This window comes from Paenimyroides ceti, from assembly GCF_030409925.1.
Window position 1 is genome coordinate 373,576 of record NZ_JAUFQU010000001.1, and the last position, 15,764, is coordinate 389,339.

The 15,764-nt window shown below is 37.4% G+C and carries 21 protein-coding genes; 15 read left to right on the forward strand and 6 right to left on the reverse strand.

Translation table 11 applies throughout. The features are described 5' to 3' along the window. The first annotated feature begins 145 nt into the window (after nucleotides 1–145). Both QW060_RS01585 and QW060_RS01590 read left to right on the forward strand, forming a co-directional pair. Nucleotides 146–2,275: a catalase gene (locus tag QW060_RS01585; protein WP_290361963.1), complete on the forward strand. Its 2,130-nt coding sequence runs from the start codon at nucleotides 146–148 to the stop codon at nucleotides 2,273–2,275. Between the two features lie 98 nt (nucleotides 2,276–2,373). After that, nucleotides 2,374–2,862 (forward strand): YdeI/OmpD-associated family protein, encoded by a 489-nt coding sequence (locus QW060_RS01590; protein WP_290361964.1) that lies wholly within the window; start codon nucleotides 2,374–2,376, stop codon nucleotides 2,860–2,862. 11 nt (nucleotides 2,863–2,873) lie between these two features. Here QW060_RS01590 and QW060_RS01595 read toward each other — a convergent pair whose 3' ends face one another. Both QW060_RS01595 and QW060_RS01600 read right to left on the reverse strand, forming a co-directional pair. Beyond that, entirely contained in the window at nucleotides 2,874–4,670 is a 1,797-nt protein-coding gene (locus QW060_RS01595) for an ABC transporter ATP-binding protein (RefSeq protein WP_290361965.1), read from the reverse strand. Between the two features lie 11 nt (nucleotides 4,671–4,681). After that, the gene (locus tag QW060_RS01600; RefSeq protein ID WP_290361966.1) at nucleotides 4,682–5,116 is read right to left on the reverse strand and encodes a DUF6265 family protein; all 435 of its coding nucleotides are present in this window, start codon (nucleotides 5,114–5,116) and stop codon (nucleotides 4,682–4,684) included. Nucleotides 5,117–5,323: 207 nt separating this feature from the next. Here QW060_RS01600 and QW060_RS01605 point away from each other — a divergent pair, with 207 nt between their 5' ends. From QW060_RS01605 to QW060_RS01645, 9 genes are all read left to right on the forward strand, one after another. Beyond that, nucleotides 5,324–5,827 carry a MepB family protein gene (locus QW060_RS01605; RefSeq protein ID WP_290361967.1) on the forward strand — a complete coding sequence of 168 codons (504 nt, stop codon included), beginning with the start codon at nucleotides 5,324–5,326 and terminating at the stop codon, nucleotides 5,825–5,827. An 86-nt stretch (nucleotides 5,828–5,913) separates the two neighbouring features. Continuing rightward, complete coding sequence (locus QW060_RS01610; RefSeq protein ID WP_290361968.1) at nucleotides 5,914–6,489, forward strand: Crp/Fnr family transcriptional regulator; 576 nt, start codon at nucleotides 5,914–5,916, stop codon at nucleotides 6,487–6,489. A gap of 82 nt (nucleotides 6,490–6,571) precedes the next feature. Continuing rightward, nucleotides 6,572–6,961 carry a DoxX family protein gene (locus QW060_RS01615; RefSeq protein WP_290361969.1) on the forward strand — a complete coding sequence of 130 codons (390 nt, stop codon included), beginning with the start codon at nucleotides 6,572–6,574 and terminating at the stop codon, nucleotides 6,959–6,961. Nucleotides 6,962–6,978: 17 nt separating this feature from the next. Further along, nucleotides 6,979–7,404, forward strand: coding sequence for a VOC family protein (locus QW060_RS01620; RefSeq protein ID WP_290361970.1), 426 nt, complete (start codon nucleotides 6,979–6,981; stop codon nucleotides 7,402–7,404). A 7-nt stretch (nucleotides 7,405–7,411) separates the two neighbouring features. Then, on the forward strand, nucleotides 7,412–7,831 hold the full coding sequence (locus QW060_RS01625; protein WP_290361971.1) for an SRPBCC domain-containing protein: 420 nt from the start codon (nucleotides 7,412–7,414) through the stop codon (nucleotides 7,829–7,831). 2 nt (nucleotides 7,832–7,833) lie between these two features. Beyond that, nucleotides 7,834–8,283, forward strand: a complete 450-nt coding sequence (locus tag QW060_RS01630; protein ID WP_290361972.1) for an SRPBCC family protein — start codon at nucleotides 7,834–7,836, stop codon at nucleotides 8,281–8,283. Next, nucleotides 8,280–8,726, forward strand: a complete 447-nt coding sequence (locus tag QW060_RS01635; RefSeq protein ID WP_290361973.1) for an SRPBCC domain-containing protein — start codon at nucleotides 8,280–8,282, stop codon at nucleotides 8,724–8,726. Before QW060_RS01630 ends, QW060_RS01635 begins: the two co-directional genes overlap by 4 nt. A gap of 45 nt (nucleotides 8,727–8,771) precedes the next feature. Continuing rightward, nucleotides 8,772–9,179: a VOC family protein gene (locus QW060_RS01640; protein ID WP_290361974.1), complete on the forward strand. Its 408-nt coding sequence runs from the start codon at nucleotides 8,772–8,774 to the stop codon at nucleotides 9,177–9,179. Between the two features lie 9 nt (nucleotides 9,180–9,188). After that, nucleotides 9,189–10,037, forward strand: a complete 849-nt coding sequence (locus QW060_RS01645; protein ID WP_290361975.1) for a VOC family protein — start codon at nucleotides 9,189–9,191, stop codon at nucleotides 10,035–10,037. Nucleotides 10,038–10,094: 57 nt separating this feature from the next. Here QW060_RS01645 and QW060_RS01650 read toward each other — a convergent pair whose 3' ends face one another. The 4 genes from QW060_RS01650 to QW060_RS01665 form a co-directional block, all read right to left on the reverse strand. Beyond that, entirely contained in the window at nucleotides 10,095–11,387 is a 1,293-nt protein-coding gene (locus QW060_RS01650) for a chloride channel protein (protein ID WP_290361976.1), read from the reverse strand. A gap of 82 nt (nucleotides 11,388–11,469) precedes the next feature. Continuing rightward, the gene (locus tag QW060_RS01655; RefSeq protein ID WP_290361977.1) at nucleotides 11,470–11,904 is read right to left on the reverse strand and encodes a group III truncated hemoglobin; all 435 of its coding nucleotides are present in this window, start codon (nucleotides 11,902–11,904) and stop codon (nucleotides 11,470–11,472) included. Between the two features lie 83 nt (nucleotides 11,905–11,987). Next, the gene (locus QW060_RS01660; protein WP_290361978.1) at nucleotides 11,988–12,446 is read right to left on the reverse strand and encodes an SRPBCC family protein; all 459 of its coding nucleotides are present in this window, start codon (nucleotides 12,444–12,446) and stop codon (nucleotides 11,988–11,990) included. Nucleotides 12,447–12,456: 10 nt separating this feature from the next. Beyond that, nucleotides 12,457–12,669, reverse strand: coding sequence for a hypothetical protein (locus QW060_RS01665; protein WP_290361979.1), 213 nt, complete (start codon nucleotides 12,667–12,669; stop codon nucleotides 12,457–12,459). Here QW060_RS01665 and QW060_RS01670 point away from each other — a divergent pair. The 4 genes from QW060_RS01670 (at nucleotide 12,650) to QW060_RS01685 (ending at nucleotide 15,763) form a co-directional block, all read left to right on the forward strand. Beyond that, on the forward strand, nucleotides 12,650–13,201 hold the full coding sequence (locus tag QW060_RS01670; protein ID WP_290361980.1) for a GNAT family N-acetyltransferase: 552 nt from the start codon (nucleotides 12,650–12,652) through the stop codon (nucleotides 13,199–13,201). The genes QW060_RS01665 and QW060_RS01670 overlap by 20 nt on opposite strands. An 11-nt stretch (nucleotides 13,202–13,212) precedes the next feature. Next, nucleotides 13,213–14,094 carry an AraC family transcriptional regulator gene (locus tag QW060_RS01675; RefSeq protein WP_290361981.1) on the forward strand — a complete coding sequence of 294 codons (882 nt, stop codon included), beginning with the start codon at nucleotides 13,213–13,215 and terminating at the stop codon, nucleotides 14,092–14,094. Nucleotides 14,095–14,185: 91 nt separating this feature from the next. Beyond that, on the forward strand, nucleotides 14,186–14,674 hold the full coding sequence (locus tag QW060_RS01680) for a VOC family protein (RefSeq protein ID WP_290361982.1): 489 nt from the start codon (nucleotides 14,186–14,188) through the stop codon (nucleotides 14,672–14,674). 279 nt (nucleotides 14,675–14,953) lie between these two features. Beyond that, nucleotides 14,954–15,763, forward strand: a complete 810-nt coding sequence (locus QW060_RS01685; RefSeq protein WP_290361983.1) for a class I SAM-dependent methyltransferase — start codon at nucleotides 14,954–14,956, stop codon at nucleotides 15,761–15,763. The last annotated feature ends 1 nt before the right edge of the window (nucleotide 15,764 follow it).

Consider the following 15,764-nt stretch of genomic DNA (forward strand, 5'->3'; position numbering starts at 1 on the left):
ATTGAAAATTCCCTGTTAAATGAATTTCAAACTCAAGTCAAGCGTATTGTTGAAAAAGGAAACGATAAAACTTATTTATAACGGATTTAAAGAGGTTTTTGAAGGATTGGGTTAAATAAATTTCTTATATTTAAAATAAAAAAACATGGAGAAAAAAAAACCATCAGAAAATGAAAATGCTAAAAAAGAGCAGTTAAAAGAGTTTACTGTAGACAATACAGGAAAGCAAATGACTACTAATGACGGTGTTTCTGTTCATGACAACAATAACACATTAAAAGCAGGTGATCGAGGACCGTCTTTATTGGAAGATTTTATATTTCAGGATAAGCTCGCTCATTTTGACAGAGAACGTATACCGGAAAGGGTAGTACATGCAAGAGGAAGTGGTGCACACGGTATTTTTGAAGCCAAAGAAGACATTTCTGAATATACCTGTGCTACGTTTTTGCAAAAAGGAACAAAAACGCCTGTCTTTGTCCGTTTTTCTACAGTTGCCGGATTTAAGGGGTCAACAGATCTCGCAAGAGATGTACGCGGTTTTTCTGTTAAATTCTATACAGAAGACGGTAATTATGATTTGGTAGGAAACAATATTCCTGTATTTTTTATCCAGGATTCTATGAATTTTCCGGATCTGATACATGCTGTAAAACCTGAGCCGAACAATGAAATACCACAGGCAGCTTCTGCGCATGATACTTTTTGGGATTTTGTCTCCCTGATGCCGGAATCAGCGCATATGATCATGTGGGCAATGTCAGATCGTGCTATTCCTAAAAGTCTCCGAACAATGGAAGGCTTTGGTGTACATACCTTTAAACTTGTCAATGAAAACGGCAAAGCTACTTTTGTGAAATTTCACTGGAAACCTCGTCTTGGTGTGCATTCGGTAGCGTGGAACGAGGCTCAGAAAATTTCGGGATTTAATTCCGATTTTCATCGTCAGGATTTATGGGAAAATATAGAAAAAGGCAATTATCCGCAATGGGATCTTGGGGTACAGCTTATTCCGGAAGAAGATGAACATAAATATTCTTTTGATTTACTTGATCCTACTAAAATTGTTCCTGAAGAACTCGTTCCTGTAAAAATTATCGGAACAATGACACTGAACAGAAATCCTGAAAATTTCTTTGCAGAAACGGAGCAGGCAGCTTTTCATCCGGGACGTCTTGTACCCGGAATAGATTTTACCAATGATCCCTTATTGCAAGGCCGGATTTTTTCATACGCTGATACGCAGCAATATCGTCTCGGGGGACCAAACTTCCACGAAATACCTATCAATAAATCCATTAACGGTAAAAATAACAATCAGAAAGACGGTTTCGGCAGACAGGATATTCTTAAAGGAAATGTAAGCTATTTTCCCAACAGCCTTGGCGGTGGATGTCCTTATCACGCCATGCTGAAAGGAGAAAAGGGTTTTCAGTCTCATGAAGAACGTATTGATGCACGTAAAGTACGTCAGCGTTCAGAATCTTTTGCCGACCATTTTACTCAGGCCAGATTGTTTTTTAACTCTCAGTCTCCACAGGAGCAGGCACATATTGTGAATGCTTACAGTTTTGAACTCAGTAAAGTAAACTCAGTAGAAATCAGAACCAGAGAGCTGGCAATTTTGCATCAGATCGATGCAGGACTTGCAAAACAGGTAGGAGAAAATCTGGGGATTACCCCACCGGAACAGCTCGATGAGAAAACCCTGATGTTTGCCCGACAAAACCATGCAGATTATCCGATACAACCCAAAAAACCTGAAGTAGCTGCTTCTGCTGCACTCAGTATGAAAGTGAAAAAGGGTGAAGGTACTATTGCGACGCGTAAAGTTGCTTTTTTGGTAGCAGATGGTGTCAGTAAGGCTTCGGTAGATAAAATGAAAAAGGCACTTGAAAAACAAGGTGCAGAAGCTGTACTAATCGCAACCAGAGTGGGTAAGCTTACTTATCAGGAAGGCGGAGAAGAGCAGATACAACATTCGTATCTAACAGAAGCATCAGTTTGCTATGATGCTTTTTATACACCGGACGGAGATTCTGTGAAAGCATTAATGCAGGAGCCAGATTATACTCATTTTATCAATGAAGGATACCGTCATTGCAAAGCTTTATCTTTTGCAAAAGGAGCAGAAGAACTGGCAAAGAAATCATTTATAGAAAAAGATGCCGGAGTTATTTTTGAATCTGCAGATCAGCTTACAGAAGACTTTATTGAAGTTATGAAGCAACACCGTATCTGGGAAAGAGAAAAATCAAGAAAAGTTCCATCATAAACAGGAATATATAGAAACAGGCTGTTGATTACCAACAGTCTGTTTTTTCTTTACCCTCTTTTATACTCATAATCAGACTGTAAAATACACCACCTATTTTGAAAAATCAATTTTCAGCAATTATTGACCGTATTGGCATCAATCCTTTTGTTTATGTACCCGATAAAATATTAGCTGATATTTTTACGGAAGCTGCCAAAAACAAAGGACCTGTTCCTGTAAAAGGGACTATTAACGGTCATCCGTTTCGTCAAACACTCGTGCGCTACAAGGGGGTCTGGAGGCTGTATATCAATACAATCATTTTAAAAGACTCGCCCAAAAGAATAGGAGAAGAGATTGTGCTGACTCTTGTATGGGATGAAGAAGAACGAAAACTTACCGCACATCCCAAACTGCTTACTGCTTTAAAGAACAATACCTCAGAAGCAGCGGTTTTTAATAAACTGAGTCCTTCTCTGCAAAAAGAAATCATCAAATATTTTTCCTTTCTCAAAACCGAGCAAAGTGTCGATCGCAATATTGAAAAAATGCTTGCTTTTTTATCGGGTAACGGACGGTTTGTAGGAAGAGACTGTCCTCTTTAGCATAACAGTGCTTAATGTTCAGCAGTTTCATCTGCTACCGTTTTCGCAATCTTATCAATATTCAGACTGCTTGCCATGGCATTAAAGATGTCAAAATAAACACTTTTGTTGTGATACAGTTCTTCATGAGTTCCCTGCTCAACAACCCTTCCTCTTTCGAGAACAATTACGTTTTCTGCATCAATGATTTGAGAAATACTGTGTGAGATGATGATGACTGTGCGGTCTTTTTTAATAGCATCGAGACTGCGTTTTATCTGTTCTGTAGCAATGGCATCCAGACTTGCTGTAGGCTCATCTAAAAATATAATAGGCGGATTTTTAAGGAACAGCCTTGCAATAGCGATGCGTTGCTGTTGTCCTCCCGACAGCAGGCTTGCCTGGGCATCATATCCTTTCGGAAGTTCCATAATCTGTTCATGGATATAGGCTTTTTTAGCCGCTTCTGCAACATCTTCCATAGTTGCCTGCGGGTTTCCATAAAGAATGTTTTCAGCAATAGTTCCTTTAAAAATATGATTCTTTTGCAATACCAGACCTGTGTTTTTTCTCAGAAATTCGGTGTCAAATTCTTGCAAATCAATACCGTCTAACGTAATGGTACCTGAAGCAGGCTGGTAAAATTTATCCAGGAGATTGATGATGGTACTTTTTCCGGCACCACTCAATCCAACCAGTGCTGTGATTTTTCCGTGAGGCACTACAAGAGAAACATCATGCAGAGCTTTGGTACCATCCGGGTATCTGAAATCTACATGCTGCATGGTTATGGTACCTTTGATCTTTTCCGGTACATAAGTTCCTGAAGATTCTGTCTGATGCTCTGCATCGAGTACTTCAAAAAAGCTTTCTGAATAAATCATGGCATCATTTACTTCGTCATAAATACGATGCAGCTGACGGATAGGGGCAGACACATTGTTAAAAAGCATAATGTGAAACATAATGGCTCCGATACTCATGCTGCCATTGAGTACAAAATAGGTAGTAAGTATAATGATTACTACCACGCCTATTTGCTCCAGAAATCCTTTAATACTTTCAAATACGAAGCTAAGCTTACGTGTACTCATCTGATTACTGGTCATCTCGTCTTGAATTTCTTTGTGTTTCTGCGCTTCAAGAGGCTCCCGTACAAAAGATTTGATGACGGTAATCGACTCAATAAGACCTATGATGCCACTGTTTTTGGTTTCTCTGTAAGAGCGCATATTTCTTCTGAAACCGCTGAGTTTTTTGGCTTGTAGCTGGCTGATGTAAAAATAGATAGGGATGATACAGAGACTGACCATGCCTACATAAAAGTTAGCCGAAAACATAAGTACCAATGCCATAATAGAGTTGGCAAATAAAGGCAATATGTCTATAAAGAAATTCTGTACGAGCCGTGTAAGGCTTGAAATACCCATATCGATACGGGTTTGCAGTTTACCACTCTCATTTTCTGAAGAGGTGTAAAAAGCCATTTTATAGGTGAGAATTTTATCGACTACCTGCTGTGAAATGTCCTGTGAAATCAATATACGAAGCTTGGTTCCGTAAAATTTCTGACCAAATTGTATAAGGGCGTAAATCAATTCTTTGCTGAGCAGTATGGCACTGATGGCAAGTAGCAAAGTGGCTCCCTCTTGTAACGATTTATGTTCATCAAGCAAACGGCTTACTTCATCTACTGTATAGCGCAATACATAAGCATTTACCTGTGCCATAAGCGAACCAATTAAGGTAAGCAGTAAGGTACCCAAAACCAGATAACGGTAAGGTTTTACAAAAACAAGAATTTTTTTATACAATACCCACAAATTCATCGTATCGTTATTTATTGTTTAAACATCTTATAGGAAAAAGTTTTTTTCATTCCATCGGTGACCGTTACCATAATTACTGAATCACCAAGACGTTGGTATATGATCTTTTTTGGAAAATCATGAGATAAATTTTCAAAAGAATAATCGACTGCTTTTGGGTTCCTGATAAAGGCAACTTCTTTTCCTTGATTTTGTCTGACTACTGTAGCGGTATATACAAGATCCTGATTTTGCTGCTGTAGATCCAGATATTCAATAATATATATATTGCCTCCTCTGAGTTCATAAGAGATTCCTTTCAGTGTAGTTTCATTTAAAAGATCCCAATGCTCAAATTGCAGTTTGTTTTCTGTTTTCCATGTTCCATGAAGAAAATCGGGAAAAGAATTCTGACTGAAACCTGAAAAAGGAAATAAGATAAACCATAAAAACAGTAAATATTGCATACGAAAGGTTCTTTAAGGTGGAACAGGCTTGCTGTTTTCTTATCATACAGCTTTGTCTCAAATATAAGGAAAGATTGCTTTGCATAAAAAAGAATATAATTTGATGTTCCCTTTTTTTTCAAGATTTTTGCAATCGGGTGTTTTTCTTATTTTTAGAAATCCTCAATATCTTTTTTGACCTTTATAGTTACTTTTTAATATTGCTTTATGAATACCACCACTCTTTATCCGAATTTTGAATTTTTTAGATCCTGTATTTTAGAGCATGGCGGACCTGATTTGCAGGAAATAGCTTTTGACTCTGAAAGTAAAGCGTATGAAGCGTGTGAATTTTTACTCAATAAACGCCGTATCAGATTCCGCGCTGCAAAAACGACTCCAAAAAAATCAGGGCAGTTTGTTACAATCTGGAAACGCAATCCGGAAAGCGGAGTAACAATGCCTTGGGAAAAAAGCGATGCTATTGATTTTGCTTTGTTATTTTGTGCTGACGCTCATAAAAAAGGTTTTCTTTTACTGCCCGAATCCGTGCTTGAAAAACAAGGACTTATTGCTACGGCTCAAAATAAAGGTAAGCGTGGATTCCGAATATATGCTCCATGGGATATAGCAACCAATGCTCAGGCAAAGAAAACTAAAGCATGGCAACTCCCTTTTTTTATTGAATGTACAGCGAACTCTTTTACAACTCTTTTTGATCATTTGAAATAAACACTTTACTATAATTCATGATGTATTTATTTTGCCCGCAACAATCTTATTCCTATTTTTAATAAACCAAAAAAAGCTTTTATCCGATGTTGTCATTAGAAAAACTATATCAAAACCCCTTGCTTACAGATTCAGATCGCCAGATTATTTTTAATGCCCATGAAAAAGTGGTATTCAAAAAAGGTGATTTTTTTCTCAAAAAAGGTCAGGTTGCCAATAACTACTGGTGTGTAGAAGACGGTCTGATCCGCTCCTTTGTATATGATTATGATGGAAATGATATTACTACAGGCTTTACGGGAGTCAATGAAATAGCAATAGATGTGGTTTCACTTTTTACAAGAGTTCCAACAGTAGAACATTTTCAGGCTCTTACAGACGGGGTTTGTTACGCAATCGGATTAGACGTTTTTCAGGAATTGTATCATTCCATAAAAGGGCTCAATGAGTGGGGCAGAGCTTGGATGTCAGAAAGTCTATTTCAACACAAGCAGCGTTCCATTGCGATGATTACAGATTCTGCAGCGCAACGCTATATTACTCTGCAAGAACAGCATCCGCAAATACTGCAACAGGCACCTTTAAAACATATTGCTACGTATCTCGGAATAACGGATACTTCACTGAGTCGTATACGAAAAGATTTGTTGAAAGACAATTGATTTCATTTCTTGCCATAGGGCAAGTAGATTGATAATGGTTTGTGATAATTTTGATAAGATCACTATATAATCAATCAACAATATGGAACCATATCTGCAACCTTCAAAAACGCACCGGACAATCGGCTGGATTCTCAGCGGTCTGGTTATTCTCTTTTTATTATTTGATGGCATTGGTAAGCTGGTACAACCAGATGAAGTAATTAAAGCTACTGTAGAGCTGGGATATCCCGAAAGTGTACTTACAGGCCTTGGGGTAGTGTTACTCATAAGTACTCTTCTTTATGCTTTTCCCAAAACGTCACTTACAGGCGCTGTTTTACTTACAGCCTATCTGGGAGGCGCTGTGGCTACACACGTTCGATTAGAACAACCGTGGTTTAGCCATACCCTTTTTCCGGTGTATGTAGGAATCGTTCTTTGGGCAGGACTTCTTTTGCGCAGACCGGCCTTAAAAAATCAATTTTTTTAATCAACAAAAAAAATAGTATGGCAAGAATAAACACTTATTTGAATTTTAACGGTAATGCCGAAAAAGCATTCCGTTTTTATCAATCTGTTTTTGGAGGAGAACTTTTTATACAGAAAATGAAAGATACTCCTGCAGGAAAAGAATTACCGGAGAAGGAGCAGAACTGTGTGATGCATGTTTCGCTGCCAATCGGGAAAAACAATGTGCTCATGGCTTCTGATATTATGGAAAGCTCTGGACAACGTCTGATTCCAGGCAATAATTATTATATATGCCTGCATACCGAAAGCAGAAATGAAGCAGATCAACTATTTGAGAAGCTTTCTCAAAACGGTGTGGTTGAAATGCCTATGGAAGATATGTTTTGGGGCGATTATTTCGGCTGTCTTAAAGACCAGTTTGAGATACAGTGGATGATTTCTTTTAATGAATCAGATCAATAGAGAAAAGATGAAAGATAATAAAATTCATATATCCAATACAATCGAAGCCCCTTTAGAGAAGGTATGGCTTCTTTATAATAGTCCGGAACACATTGTACTCTGGAATCAGGCGTCACCTGACTGGCACTGTCCGTTTTCAGAGAATGATCTCAAAAAAGGCGGACGTTTTAAGCATACCATGGCAGCAAAAGATGGTACTTTCTCTTTTGATTTTTCAGGAACATACGATACGGTTATTCTTCATGAAAAAATTGCTTATTCGCTGGACGACGGACGCAAAGCTGTAGTAGAATTTGTAGCGGAAACGCTTAATAGAACGCTGATGAAAATCGCTTTTGAAGCAGAAAAGCAAAATCCTGAAACCATGCAGCAACAGGGATGGCAGGCTATTTTGGACAGTTTTAAATCATATACTGAAAATCACTAATTATGAAAAGACTTTATTTTGAAATCATAATTGATGCACCCGCTGAAAAAGTAAGTAAAGTAATGCTGGATAAAGACTCATATCAACAATGGACTTATGAGTTTAATCCGGGTTCATTTTATGAAGGATCATGGGAGCAGGGAGCAAAAATTGCTTTTGTAGGCATCAGTAAAGAAGGTAAAAAAGAAGGCATGTCAGGTCATATAAAAATACATGTTCCGAATGAAGAGATTGTCATCGAATATGATGGGGTGATTGAAAATGGTAAGGAGCGGACAGAAGGAGCTGATATTGAGAAATGGATCGGTGCTTGCGAATCGTATCGTTTTGAAAGCGAAGGAAATGCTACACATGTATATGTGACAACGGACACTCCGGAAGAATATGAAGACTATTTTGAGAAAACCTGGCCCAAAGCGCTTAATAAATTAAAACAAATATGCGAAATATGAGTATCGATAATCTATCCATCAAGGCAAAAATAAAGATACTAAAGCCTTTGAACGAAGTATTTGAGGCCATAACGGATCCGGAAAAAATGACCCATTACTTTATTGCAAAAAGTTCAGGAAAGATGGAATCCGGAAAAAGTCTGGTCTGGTATTTTCCGGAATTTGAAGAAGCCTGCCCGGTAGAAGTAAAAGAGGTGATTCCGTTTGAATTGATCTCTTTTTCCTGGGGAACAGAATCAGAAGCTACTCTTGTTGAAATGGTTTTTGAAACAGGAAAGGACGCAGCTACCATAGTAACTGTTACTGAAAAGGGCCGGCATAATGATGAAGCTGGTATCAAGTGGCTCAAAGAAAATACGGAAGGCTGGGCGAATTTTCTGGCATGCCTGAAGGCGTATTCAGAATATGGAATAAATCTCAGAAAAGGGGCTTTTGACTATTAAATGACCTTTTTACGTAACGAAAAATAATTCTAAAAAAATAAAGATATGAGTACACAGGTTTTTATTAATCTTCCCGTAGCGGATCTACCAAAAGCTATTGCTTTTTACACGGCTATCGGTTTTACCAACAATCCGGATTTTACCGATCATACAGCAGCTTGTATGGTGTATAGCAATGAAATTTTTGTGATGCTGCTCACCCATGATAAATTTAAAGAATTCATCAACAGACCTATGGCAGATGCGAGAAAAACAGCTTTGGTGATACATTCGCTCTCTATGGAAAATATGGATAAGGTAAATGCATTTGTTGAAAAAGCAGTTGCAGCAGGCGGTAAAGAAACGATGGAACCACAGGATCTTGGTTTTATGCAGCAGCGCAGTATTGAAGATTTGGACGGGCATCTTTGGGAAGTTTTCTATATGGACATGAGTGCCATGCCACAACAATAAACTACGGATATGAAAAAAGAAATTTATCCCTGTATCTGGTTTGATGGCAATGCGGAAGCAGCAGCCCATTTATATGCACGGGCTTTTACAGAAACTGAAGTCATGACTTGTACTCCTATGGTAGTAACGTTTTCGGTAAAAGGGCAGCAATTTATGGGACTGAACGGAGGACCTCAATTTCAGCCCAATCCGTCAATTTCCTTTTTTGTACACTGCGCTTCTGAAGAAGAACTAAATAACGCCTGGCAGTTGCTTTCAGAAGATGGTATTATAAGAATGCCGCTTGACCAATATCCGTGGGCTGAGCGCTACGGTTGGGTAGAAGACCGCTATGGTGTTTCGTGGCAGCTTTTATCAGATAAAAGTAACGTGCAAAAACCGAAAGTAGTTCCTTCATTGTTATTTACCGGTCAGCAGAATGGAAATGCCAGAAAGGCAATGGACTTTTACAGTTCCCTGTTTGCCGATGCTACAATTATCACAGTTTCAGAATATGAAGACGGAGAAGGGGAGGTTACCGGAAATATTAAATATGCTGAGCTGGATATTGCAGGCACGCATCTGGCATTTATGGACAGTGGTGCCCAGCATGATTTTGAATTTAATGAAGGTGTTTCATTCGTCATTACATGTGATACGCAGGAGGAAATTGATTTTTACTGGCTTAATATTACTGAAGATGGATCAGAAAGCAACTGCGGTTGGTGTCAGGATGCTTTTGGTGTCTGGTGGCAGGTGGTTCCGGCTGTTTTGGGAAGTCTTATGAGCGATCCTGAAAAAGCGCCTAAAGTTATGAAGGCTTTTATGCAAATGAAAAAATTTGATATTGCTGCATTGCTTAAAGCAGCAGATGAATAAAAAAGAACAGGATAGAAACAAAAAGGAGATAGTTGTTTTATCTCCTTTCTGTTTTTTTTAATCTTTCTGTTTTTGCAAACGAAATGAATAGGTATATACCGTGTACGGATACACTTTTTTCGATACATATTTACTGATAAAGGTGAATAGCAGCAACGGTAATAATAAAATATAGGAATTAAAGATACCACATACCAGAAAAACTGCGGTCAGTGGTGCATGTAGTGTAGCACTCAGAGTTACGGCTACACCAACGATCATAAAATTCAGCAGATAAACATCCGGATTGAAATAGTTTTTTGTAAGAATCCCTATGAATAATCCTAAAATGGCTCCTGCAAAAATACTTGGTGCAAATACGCCACCATCTCCGCCACTGCTTAGAGTGACCGCTGTGATGATAGGTTTAATAACTAATAAAAGCCCCAAACTGAGCAGAGAGTAGGTTAGTAAAAGGCTGTTGTCCATATGTAAAAAGCTTTTAATGGTGTGATAACCGTCTCCATACAATCCATTCTGAAACAATAAAACAATTCCCAAAAGGGCTGCACCCGTTGTTACCTGAAGAAAGGGTTTTGCCGATTGCAGCCATTTGCCTTTTATAAGAATAACTGTTTTTGTTAAAAAAACAGCATATACAGAAGCGGTTACTGCCAACAGTAACAAATAGGGAAGCGCAGAATAATTCCAGTTTGTAATGGAGGTCGCAAATAAAGGCTCTTCATCAAACAGAAAAAGAATTCCGAAAGACATCAGAATACTGGCGAGATGAATGACAAAAAATTCATTTGTTTTCTTCTTATGACGTACGATATTTTCCAGAGAAAAAAACAAACCGCCCAGCGGACTGTGAAAAAGTACTGCTACTCCGGCTGCAATAGCACCTCCTATAAATTCACTTTTGTATTTTTTGAAAATAGTATCTTTAGTAGAAGCCAGTTCTCCCATTGTAGCGGTAGATACAACGGTAGATACTTCAATACCGGTTGCGCCACCAAAAATAACGGTTAAAAAGCCATTGATGAAATGAGACGGAATTTTGAAGGCAGGCAGTTTCTTTTTTACATAAACGGCTTCGAGTACTTCTGATATTCCTTTATTTTTACGGTTTTTGAAAACATATAGCCTTAGAAAATAGATCACCGTCAGTCCGATAAACGGAAGAATAAAAAACAGAGCAGGAGCGTGCAATGCACGATTGTACAGTAAATGCTCGTAGTTCTCTGTTACGTGCTTAAAAATTAGTGCAAAAAGGGAGGCTGTAAACCCCAGTAATAAGGAACAGATCATGATTTTTGTCCACTTAATCCAGATAAAATTGGATTTTGAGACGTGAATTTTTGTAAACATGGGTAGGAATCACAAAAGAAATCTTCTTCAGATTTCCGTAGTTTAGTTTGAGTTTTATATTATTTAAGTGAGTGAAATAAGCTTAAGAAGGCTCATCCAATTTGTTGTGTGATTTTTGAGGACGGTGTTCAAATATCTTGAGATACAAAACCGTCTGCATTTTTCTGGCTCTTTCTTTTAAAAGTTCTGCATTTGCACCTTCATAATAGGTGTTGATGGTATTTAACCAATAAAAAAGCCAGGTGCCAAAATGCGTTGGGGTGATGCTGTAGTGCATCTTTTTATCAAACTCTACATGAGCTTCCATCGGATGTCCTTTGTACACACGTGTGTCAAAAATCTGATTGGACCAGAAATCAGTGATTTTTTCCAGATGCTGTTCCCAGTCATGAATCGTCGCATTAAACATAGGTCCGAGTACTTCGTCTTTACGGACTTCTTTATAAAAAGCGTCCACAATGAAAAAGAGATCTTGGCGAGTTAGTACCTGTTTTCTGATGGCGGTGTCTGTATTCATTATTTCGTGATTTGAATACAAAGGTACTACGCCGGAATTAACTGGTTTATGACTACAATCATAAACAATTATAACGGCAGAGGTTATAGGTCTAAAATGTTGTGGATTTTGTTTTGTCTGTACTCAAACAGATCTGTAATTTTATCTTTTACAATTAGATGATGCATCCAGTCTCCCAGTTTTCCCAGCGGAAGCTCATAATCAACAGTATCTATCATCAGCACACCGTTTTCATTTGCAATAAAGTCATGACGATGGTGCCATATTTTATAAGGTCCTCTTTTCTGAATATCCGTAAAGCTTTTTTGGTGAACTACTTCCAGTATTTCTGTCGTCCATCTCAAAGGAATACCAAATAACGGAGCAACAGAATAGTCGATCGTCATTCCTTCACAAATAATGTCGTTTTCTAAAGAGCTCAACAATTTGAAATGCATTTCTTCTGGAGTAATCTTAAAAATATTTTTGGCAGCTGCAAAGAAATTCCAGGCATTTTCTATTGTGCATTGCAATTGTTGTTCCCTGTATAATTGATATTTCATGGAGCTTTTTTTAAAGAGAGATTGATAACTGCAGATCGATTTGTAGTTCTTTGGCTAAAGATACGCAATCTGGTACCAACATATAAGAAATAAAAAAAATTACTTTCATGGATCCATAGCTTTTACTTACATTTGATAGACTTGCTGAAAAATGGAAACGGAGCTGCAGATGATCTCTGTTTTTTCGGAACTGCAGAAAAAAAATGATAAAAACAGCAGCCATATTTAATAAACCTGAAATGAAAATAACTTACCAAATAGGCTTAACGAAATTTGAAGCAGAAGATTTTGAGTTATATTATCTGTTAGTAGGTAATGAACAAGTAATGCAGATGATAACTGAAAGAGCATTATTACTTTCGGAAGCCAGGGAAAGATATGATACTGTATTGCGAAAAAATGAATTACATCCTGTTTTGGGGTATTATAAAATAACGGAAAAGAAATCAGGTTCTTTTATTGGTTTAGCTAAAATGGAAATTCTTACAAAGGATGCATCAGAAACAGAGTTGGGCTATATGTTGTTACCGGAATACTGGGGAAAAGGAATCGGAAGTACAGTTGCTAAAAAGCTCATGGATTATGTGTTTGCAGAAAAGACCACTAAGAAAATCACGGCGATCATAGATCCGAAAAATACAGCATCCAGAAAGATATTAATTAATAATGGATTTGTATCTGAAAAAACAGAAATAGTAAACGGACTTCAAGAAGAGTTTTTAGGATTTACTGTTGCTTCAGAAAACATCGGATAAAATAGTTATTGTTGGAAACACAGATTACTATACATCATTTTGTACAGCATCATTTCAATCAGCAGCACACCAGACAGATTGAAGAGATAGATCTGTATACTCAAAAAATAGACAATCACTTTCCGGGTATAGCTGTTTCAAAATTTGACTTCTACACTATTTTACTGGGTATAAAAGGCAAAGCAACGCTTGGAGCGGCACATCATGTATTTGAGCTAAACCAACATTCCATTTCTATCCTTCCGCCGGATACCATTTGTAAAATGGAACATCTTACAGATGATTTTGAGGCATATATAGTTGTTTTTACACCAGATTTTCTAAAAAAAGGAGCGATAACAGCTGAGATAATCGATGAACTTCTATACATAAATCAGGAATATCCACCTGTGTTTGAAGTGGAGCCTTTACTTTTTACAAGTCTGTATTATAAATTTACCGGGATAGAAAAGGAAGCCGGAAAAGAATCTCCTTTTTACCTTGAAATGATACGACTTTATCTCTTACAGATTTTGTATGATTATAATCGCGTCTGTGAAATTTGTTTATTAAACTCACAGAAAAATATCAACAGACCGTATCAGATTGTTTATGAATTCCGAAAACTGGTGGATCTTAAATTTCGAGAACTTAAAACAGTAAAAGAATATGCCGATCTGCTTTTTATTACTCCAAAATATCTCAGCCAGTGTGTAAAAGAACAAACGGGAGGTTCGGCAATTCATATCATTCACAAGCGGATTGTATTGGAAGCGGAATTATTGCTTAATTATTCTGCCAGCAGTATCAAAGAAATAGCCGACTTGCTGCGTTTTGACAGTGCTTCTCACTTTTCCCGTTTTTTTAAAAATATAAAAGCCCAATCTCCAGGCCAATATCGCAACAAACGGTAAAATTGGTTCTTTAATAGGTAAAATCGCTCTTGTACTGAAACAGCTTCTTTTTGACCTTTGCCCTATCATTACAACATTAAAAAAGAAGAAGATGAAACGAAGTATTTTACCTTTAACAAGCCTGGGGCTCTTATTATTAACGGCTTCCTGTAAAAGTGAACTAAAAGAAATTAAAAGAAATCCTACAATAGAAGCGGTACAATTCAGAATCGCCAGACCTACGCATAACCTATCAGAAGTCAGCCGTTTTTATAAAGAAGGAATCGGACTGGAGGAATTGGGTTCTTTTTCGGGTCATGACGGTTATGACGGTCTTATGTTAGGCTTGCCTGGCAGCCAACATCATTTAGAATTTACACAGCATGTTGATGCAGCACCTCTGCCGGAGCCAACAAAAGAAAATTTATTGGTGTTGTATTTTGACGATCCTTTAAAATATGAACTCGCAAATAAGCGATTGCAAGATATGAATTACCATCCTGTAGCTCCGGAAAACCCTTACTGGAAAGGAAAAAGTGAAACGTATGAAGATCCTGATAGATGGCGGGTAGTTCTTTTTAACGGAGTTTACAAGCCCTGAAAGGATCTGACGGCTGTATAAAATGACAATTTTTATTTGTTAATTCTTGTGTTATATGGCAATAGTGATCCAAACAAATTATTTATTATGTCTTGTAAAGAACAATCAAATAGGTTTTTTTCTAGTTAAAATATGATTAGATTTATGTTGTCTTTTTACAGTAGTTATTGATCCGTGTTATGTTGAAATTTTTTGATATAAAAAGACAGACAATTTTAAGCCGAAAAGAATCATTAAAAAAACAAAAATAGCAATACATCAGACTTAAAAACGAACAGGATGAATTCAGAAAATTATATCAATATTAATAAGGAATCGTGGAACAATCGTACTGATGCACACTTAAAATCGGAGTTTTATGATGTAGCAGGATTTCTAAAAGGCAAGTCCTCATTACAGAGTATTGAAATGTCGTTATTAGGCGATTTGAAAGGGAAAAAAATATTACATCTGCAATGTCATTTCGGTCAGGATACGCTTTCACTTGCGCGGCTTGGTGCTACAGTAACCGGAGTAGATCTTTCAGATAAAGCGATTGATGAAGCCCGGAAATTATCTCAAAAGATGGGGGTTCATGCAGATTTTATCTGCTGTGATTTATACGATCTTCCCGATCATTTATCAGGTCAGTTTGATATTGTTTTTACCAGTTATGGAGTGATTGGGTGGTTACCGGATCTGGATCGGTGGGCAAAAATTATAGCACATTTTCTTAAACCACAAGGGCAATTTGTTTTTGTAGAATTTCATCCTGTTGTATGGATGTTTGATGAAAAATTTGATAAGATCGGGTATCGTTATTTCAATTCCGGCGCTATAATAGAAACAGAAAACGGAACTTATGCAGACCGTGATGCTGCTATTAATCAGCAATATGTGATGTGGAATCATAGCATGAGTGAAGTAGTAAACAGTCTGCTCAAAAACCAGCTTGAAATAAAAGCATTGGATGAATATGATTATTCACCCTATAATTGTTTTGAACATACAGTAGAGTTTTCTCCGGGAAAATATCGCATCAGTCATCTGGATAATAAAATACCGATGGTTTATTCTATTGTGGCTCATAAAAAAGACAGCCTTGTTTAAA

Bases quoted from the DNA above. Each gene is read 5' to 3' on its own strand.
- QW060_RS01585 (WP_290361963.1), top strand. From the start codon at position 146: ATGGAGAAAAAAAAACCATCAGAAAATGAAAATGCTAAAAAAGAGCAG.
- QW060_RS01595 (WP_290361965.1), bottom strand. From the start codon at position 4,670: ATGAATTTGTGGGTATTGTATAAAAAAATTCTTGTTTTTGTAAAACCT.
- QW060_RS01600 (WP_290361966.1), bottom strand. From the start codon at position 5,116: ATGCAATATTTACTGTTTTTATGGTTTATCTTATTTCCTTTTTCAGGT.
- QW060_RS01605 (WP_290361967.1), top strand. From the start codon at position 5,324: ATGAATACCACCACTCTTTATCCGAATTTTGAATTTTTTAGATCCTGT.
- QW060_RS01610 (WP_290361968.1), top strand. From the start codon at position 5,914: ATGTTGTCATTAGAAAAACTATATCAAAACCCCTTGCTTACAGATTCA.
- QW060_RS01615 (WP_290361969.1), top strand. From the start codon at position 6,572: ATGGAACCATATCTGCAACCTTCAAAAACGCACCGGACAATCGGCTGG.
- QW060_RS01620 (WP_290361970.1), top strand. From the start codon at position 6,979: ATGGCAAGAATAAACACTTATTTGAATTTTAACGGTAATGCCGAAAAA.
- QW060_RS01625 (WP_290361971.1), top strand. From the start codon at position 7,412: ATGAAAGATAATAAAATTCATATATCCAATACAATCGAAGCCCCTTTA.
- QW060_RS01630 (WP_290361972.1), top strand. From the start codon at position 7,834: ATGAAAAGACTTTATTTTGAAATCATAATTGATGCACCCGCTGAAAAA.
- QW060_RS01635 (WP_290361973.1), top strand. From the start codon at position 8,280: ATGAGTATCGATAATCTATCCATCAAGGCAAAAATAAAGATACTAAAG.
- QW060_RS01640 (WP_290361974.1), top strand. From the start codon at position 8,772: ATGAGTACACAGGTTTTTATTAATCTTCCCGTAGCGGATCTACCAAAA.
- QW060_RS01645 (WP_290361975.1), top strand. From the start codon at position 9,189: ATGAAAAAAGAAATTTATCCCTGTATCTGGTTTGATGGCAATGCGGAA.
- QW060_RS01650 (WP_290361976.1), bottom strand. From the start codon at position 11,387: ATGTTTACAAAAATTCACGTCTCAAAATCCAATTTTATCTGGATTAAG.
- QW060_RS01655 (WP_290361977.1), bottom strand. From the start codon at position 11,904: ATGAATACAGACACCGCCATCAGAAAACAGGTACTAACTCGCCAAGAT.
- QW060_RS01660 (WP_290361978.1), bottom strand. From the start codon at position 12,446: ATGAAATATCAATTATACAGGGAACAACAATTGCAATGCACAATAGAA.
- QW060_RS01670 (WP_290361980.1), top strand. From the start codon at position 12,650: ATGATAAAAACAGCAGCCATATTTAATAAACCTGAAATGAAAATAACT.
- QW060_RS01665 (WP_290361979.1), bottom strand. From the start codon at position 12,669: ATGGCTGCTGTTTTTATCATTTTTTTTCTGCAGTTCCGAAAAAACAGA.
- QW060_RS01680 (WP_290361982.1), top strand. From the start codon at position 14,186: ATGAAACGAAGTATTTTACCTTTAACAAGCCTGGGGCTCTTATTATTA.
- QW060_RS01685 (WP_290361983.1), top strand. From the start codon at position 14,954: ATGAATTCAGAAAATTATATCAATATTAATAAGGAATCGTGGAACAAT.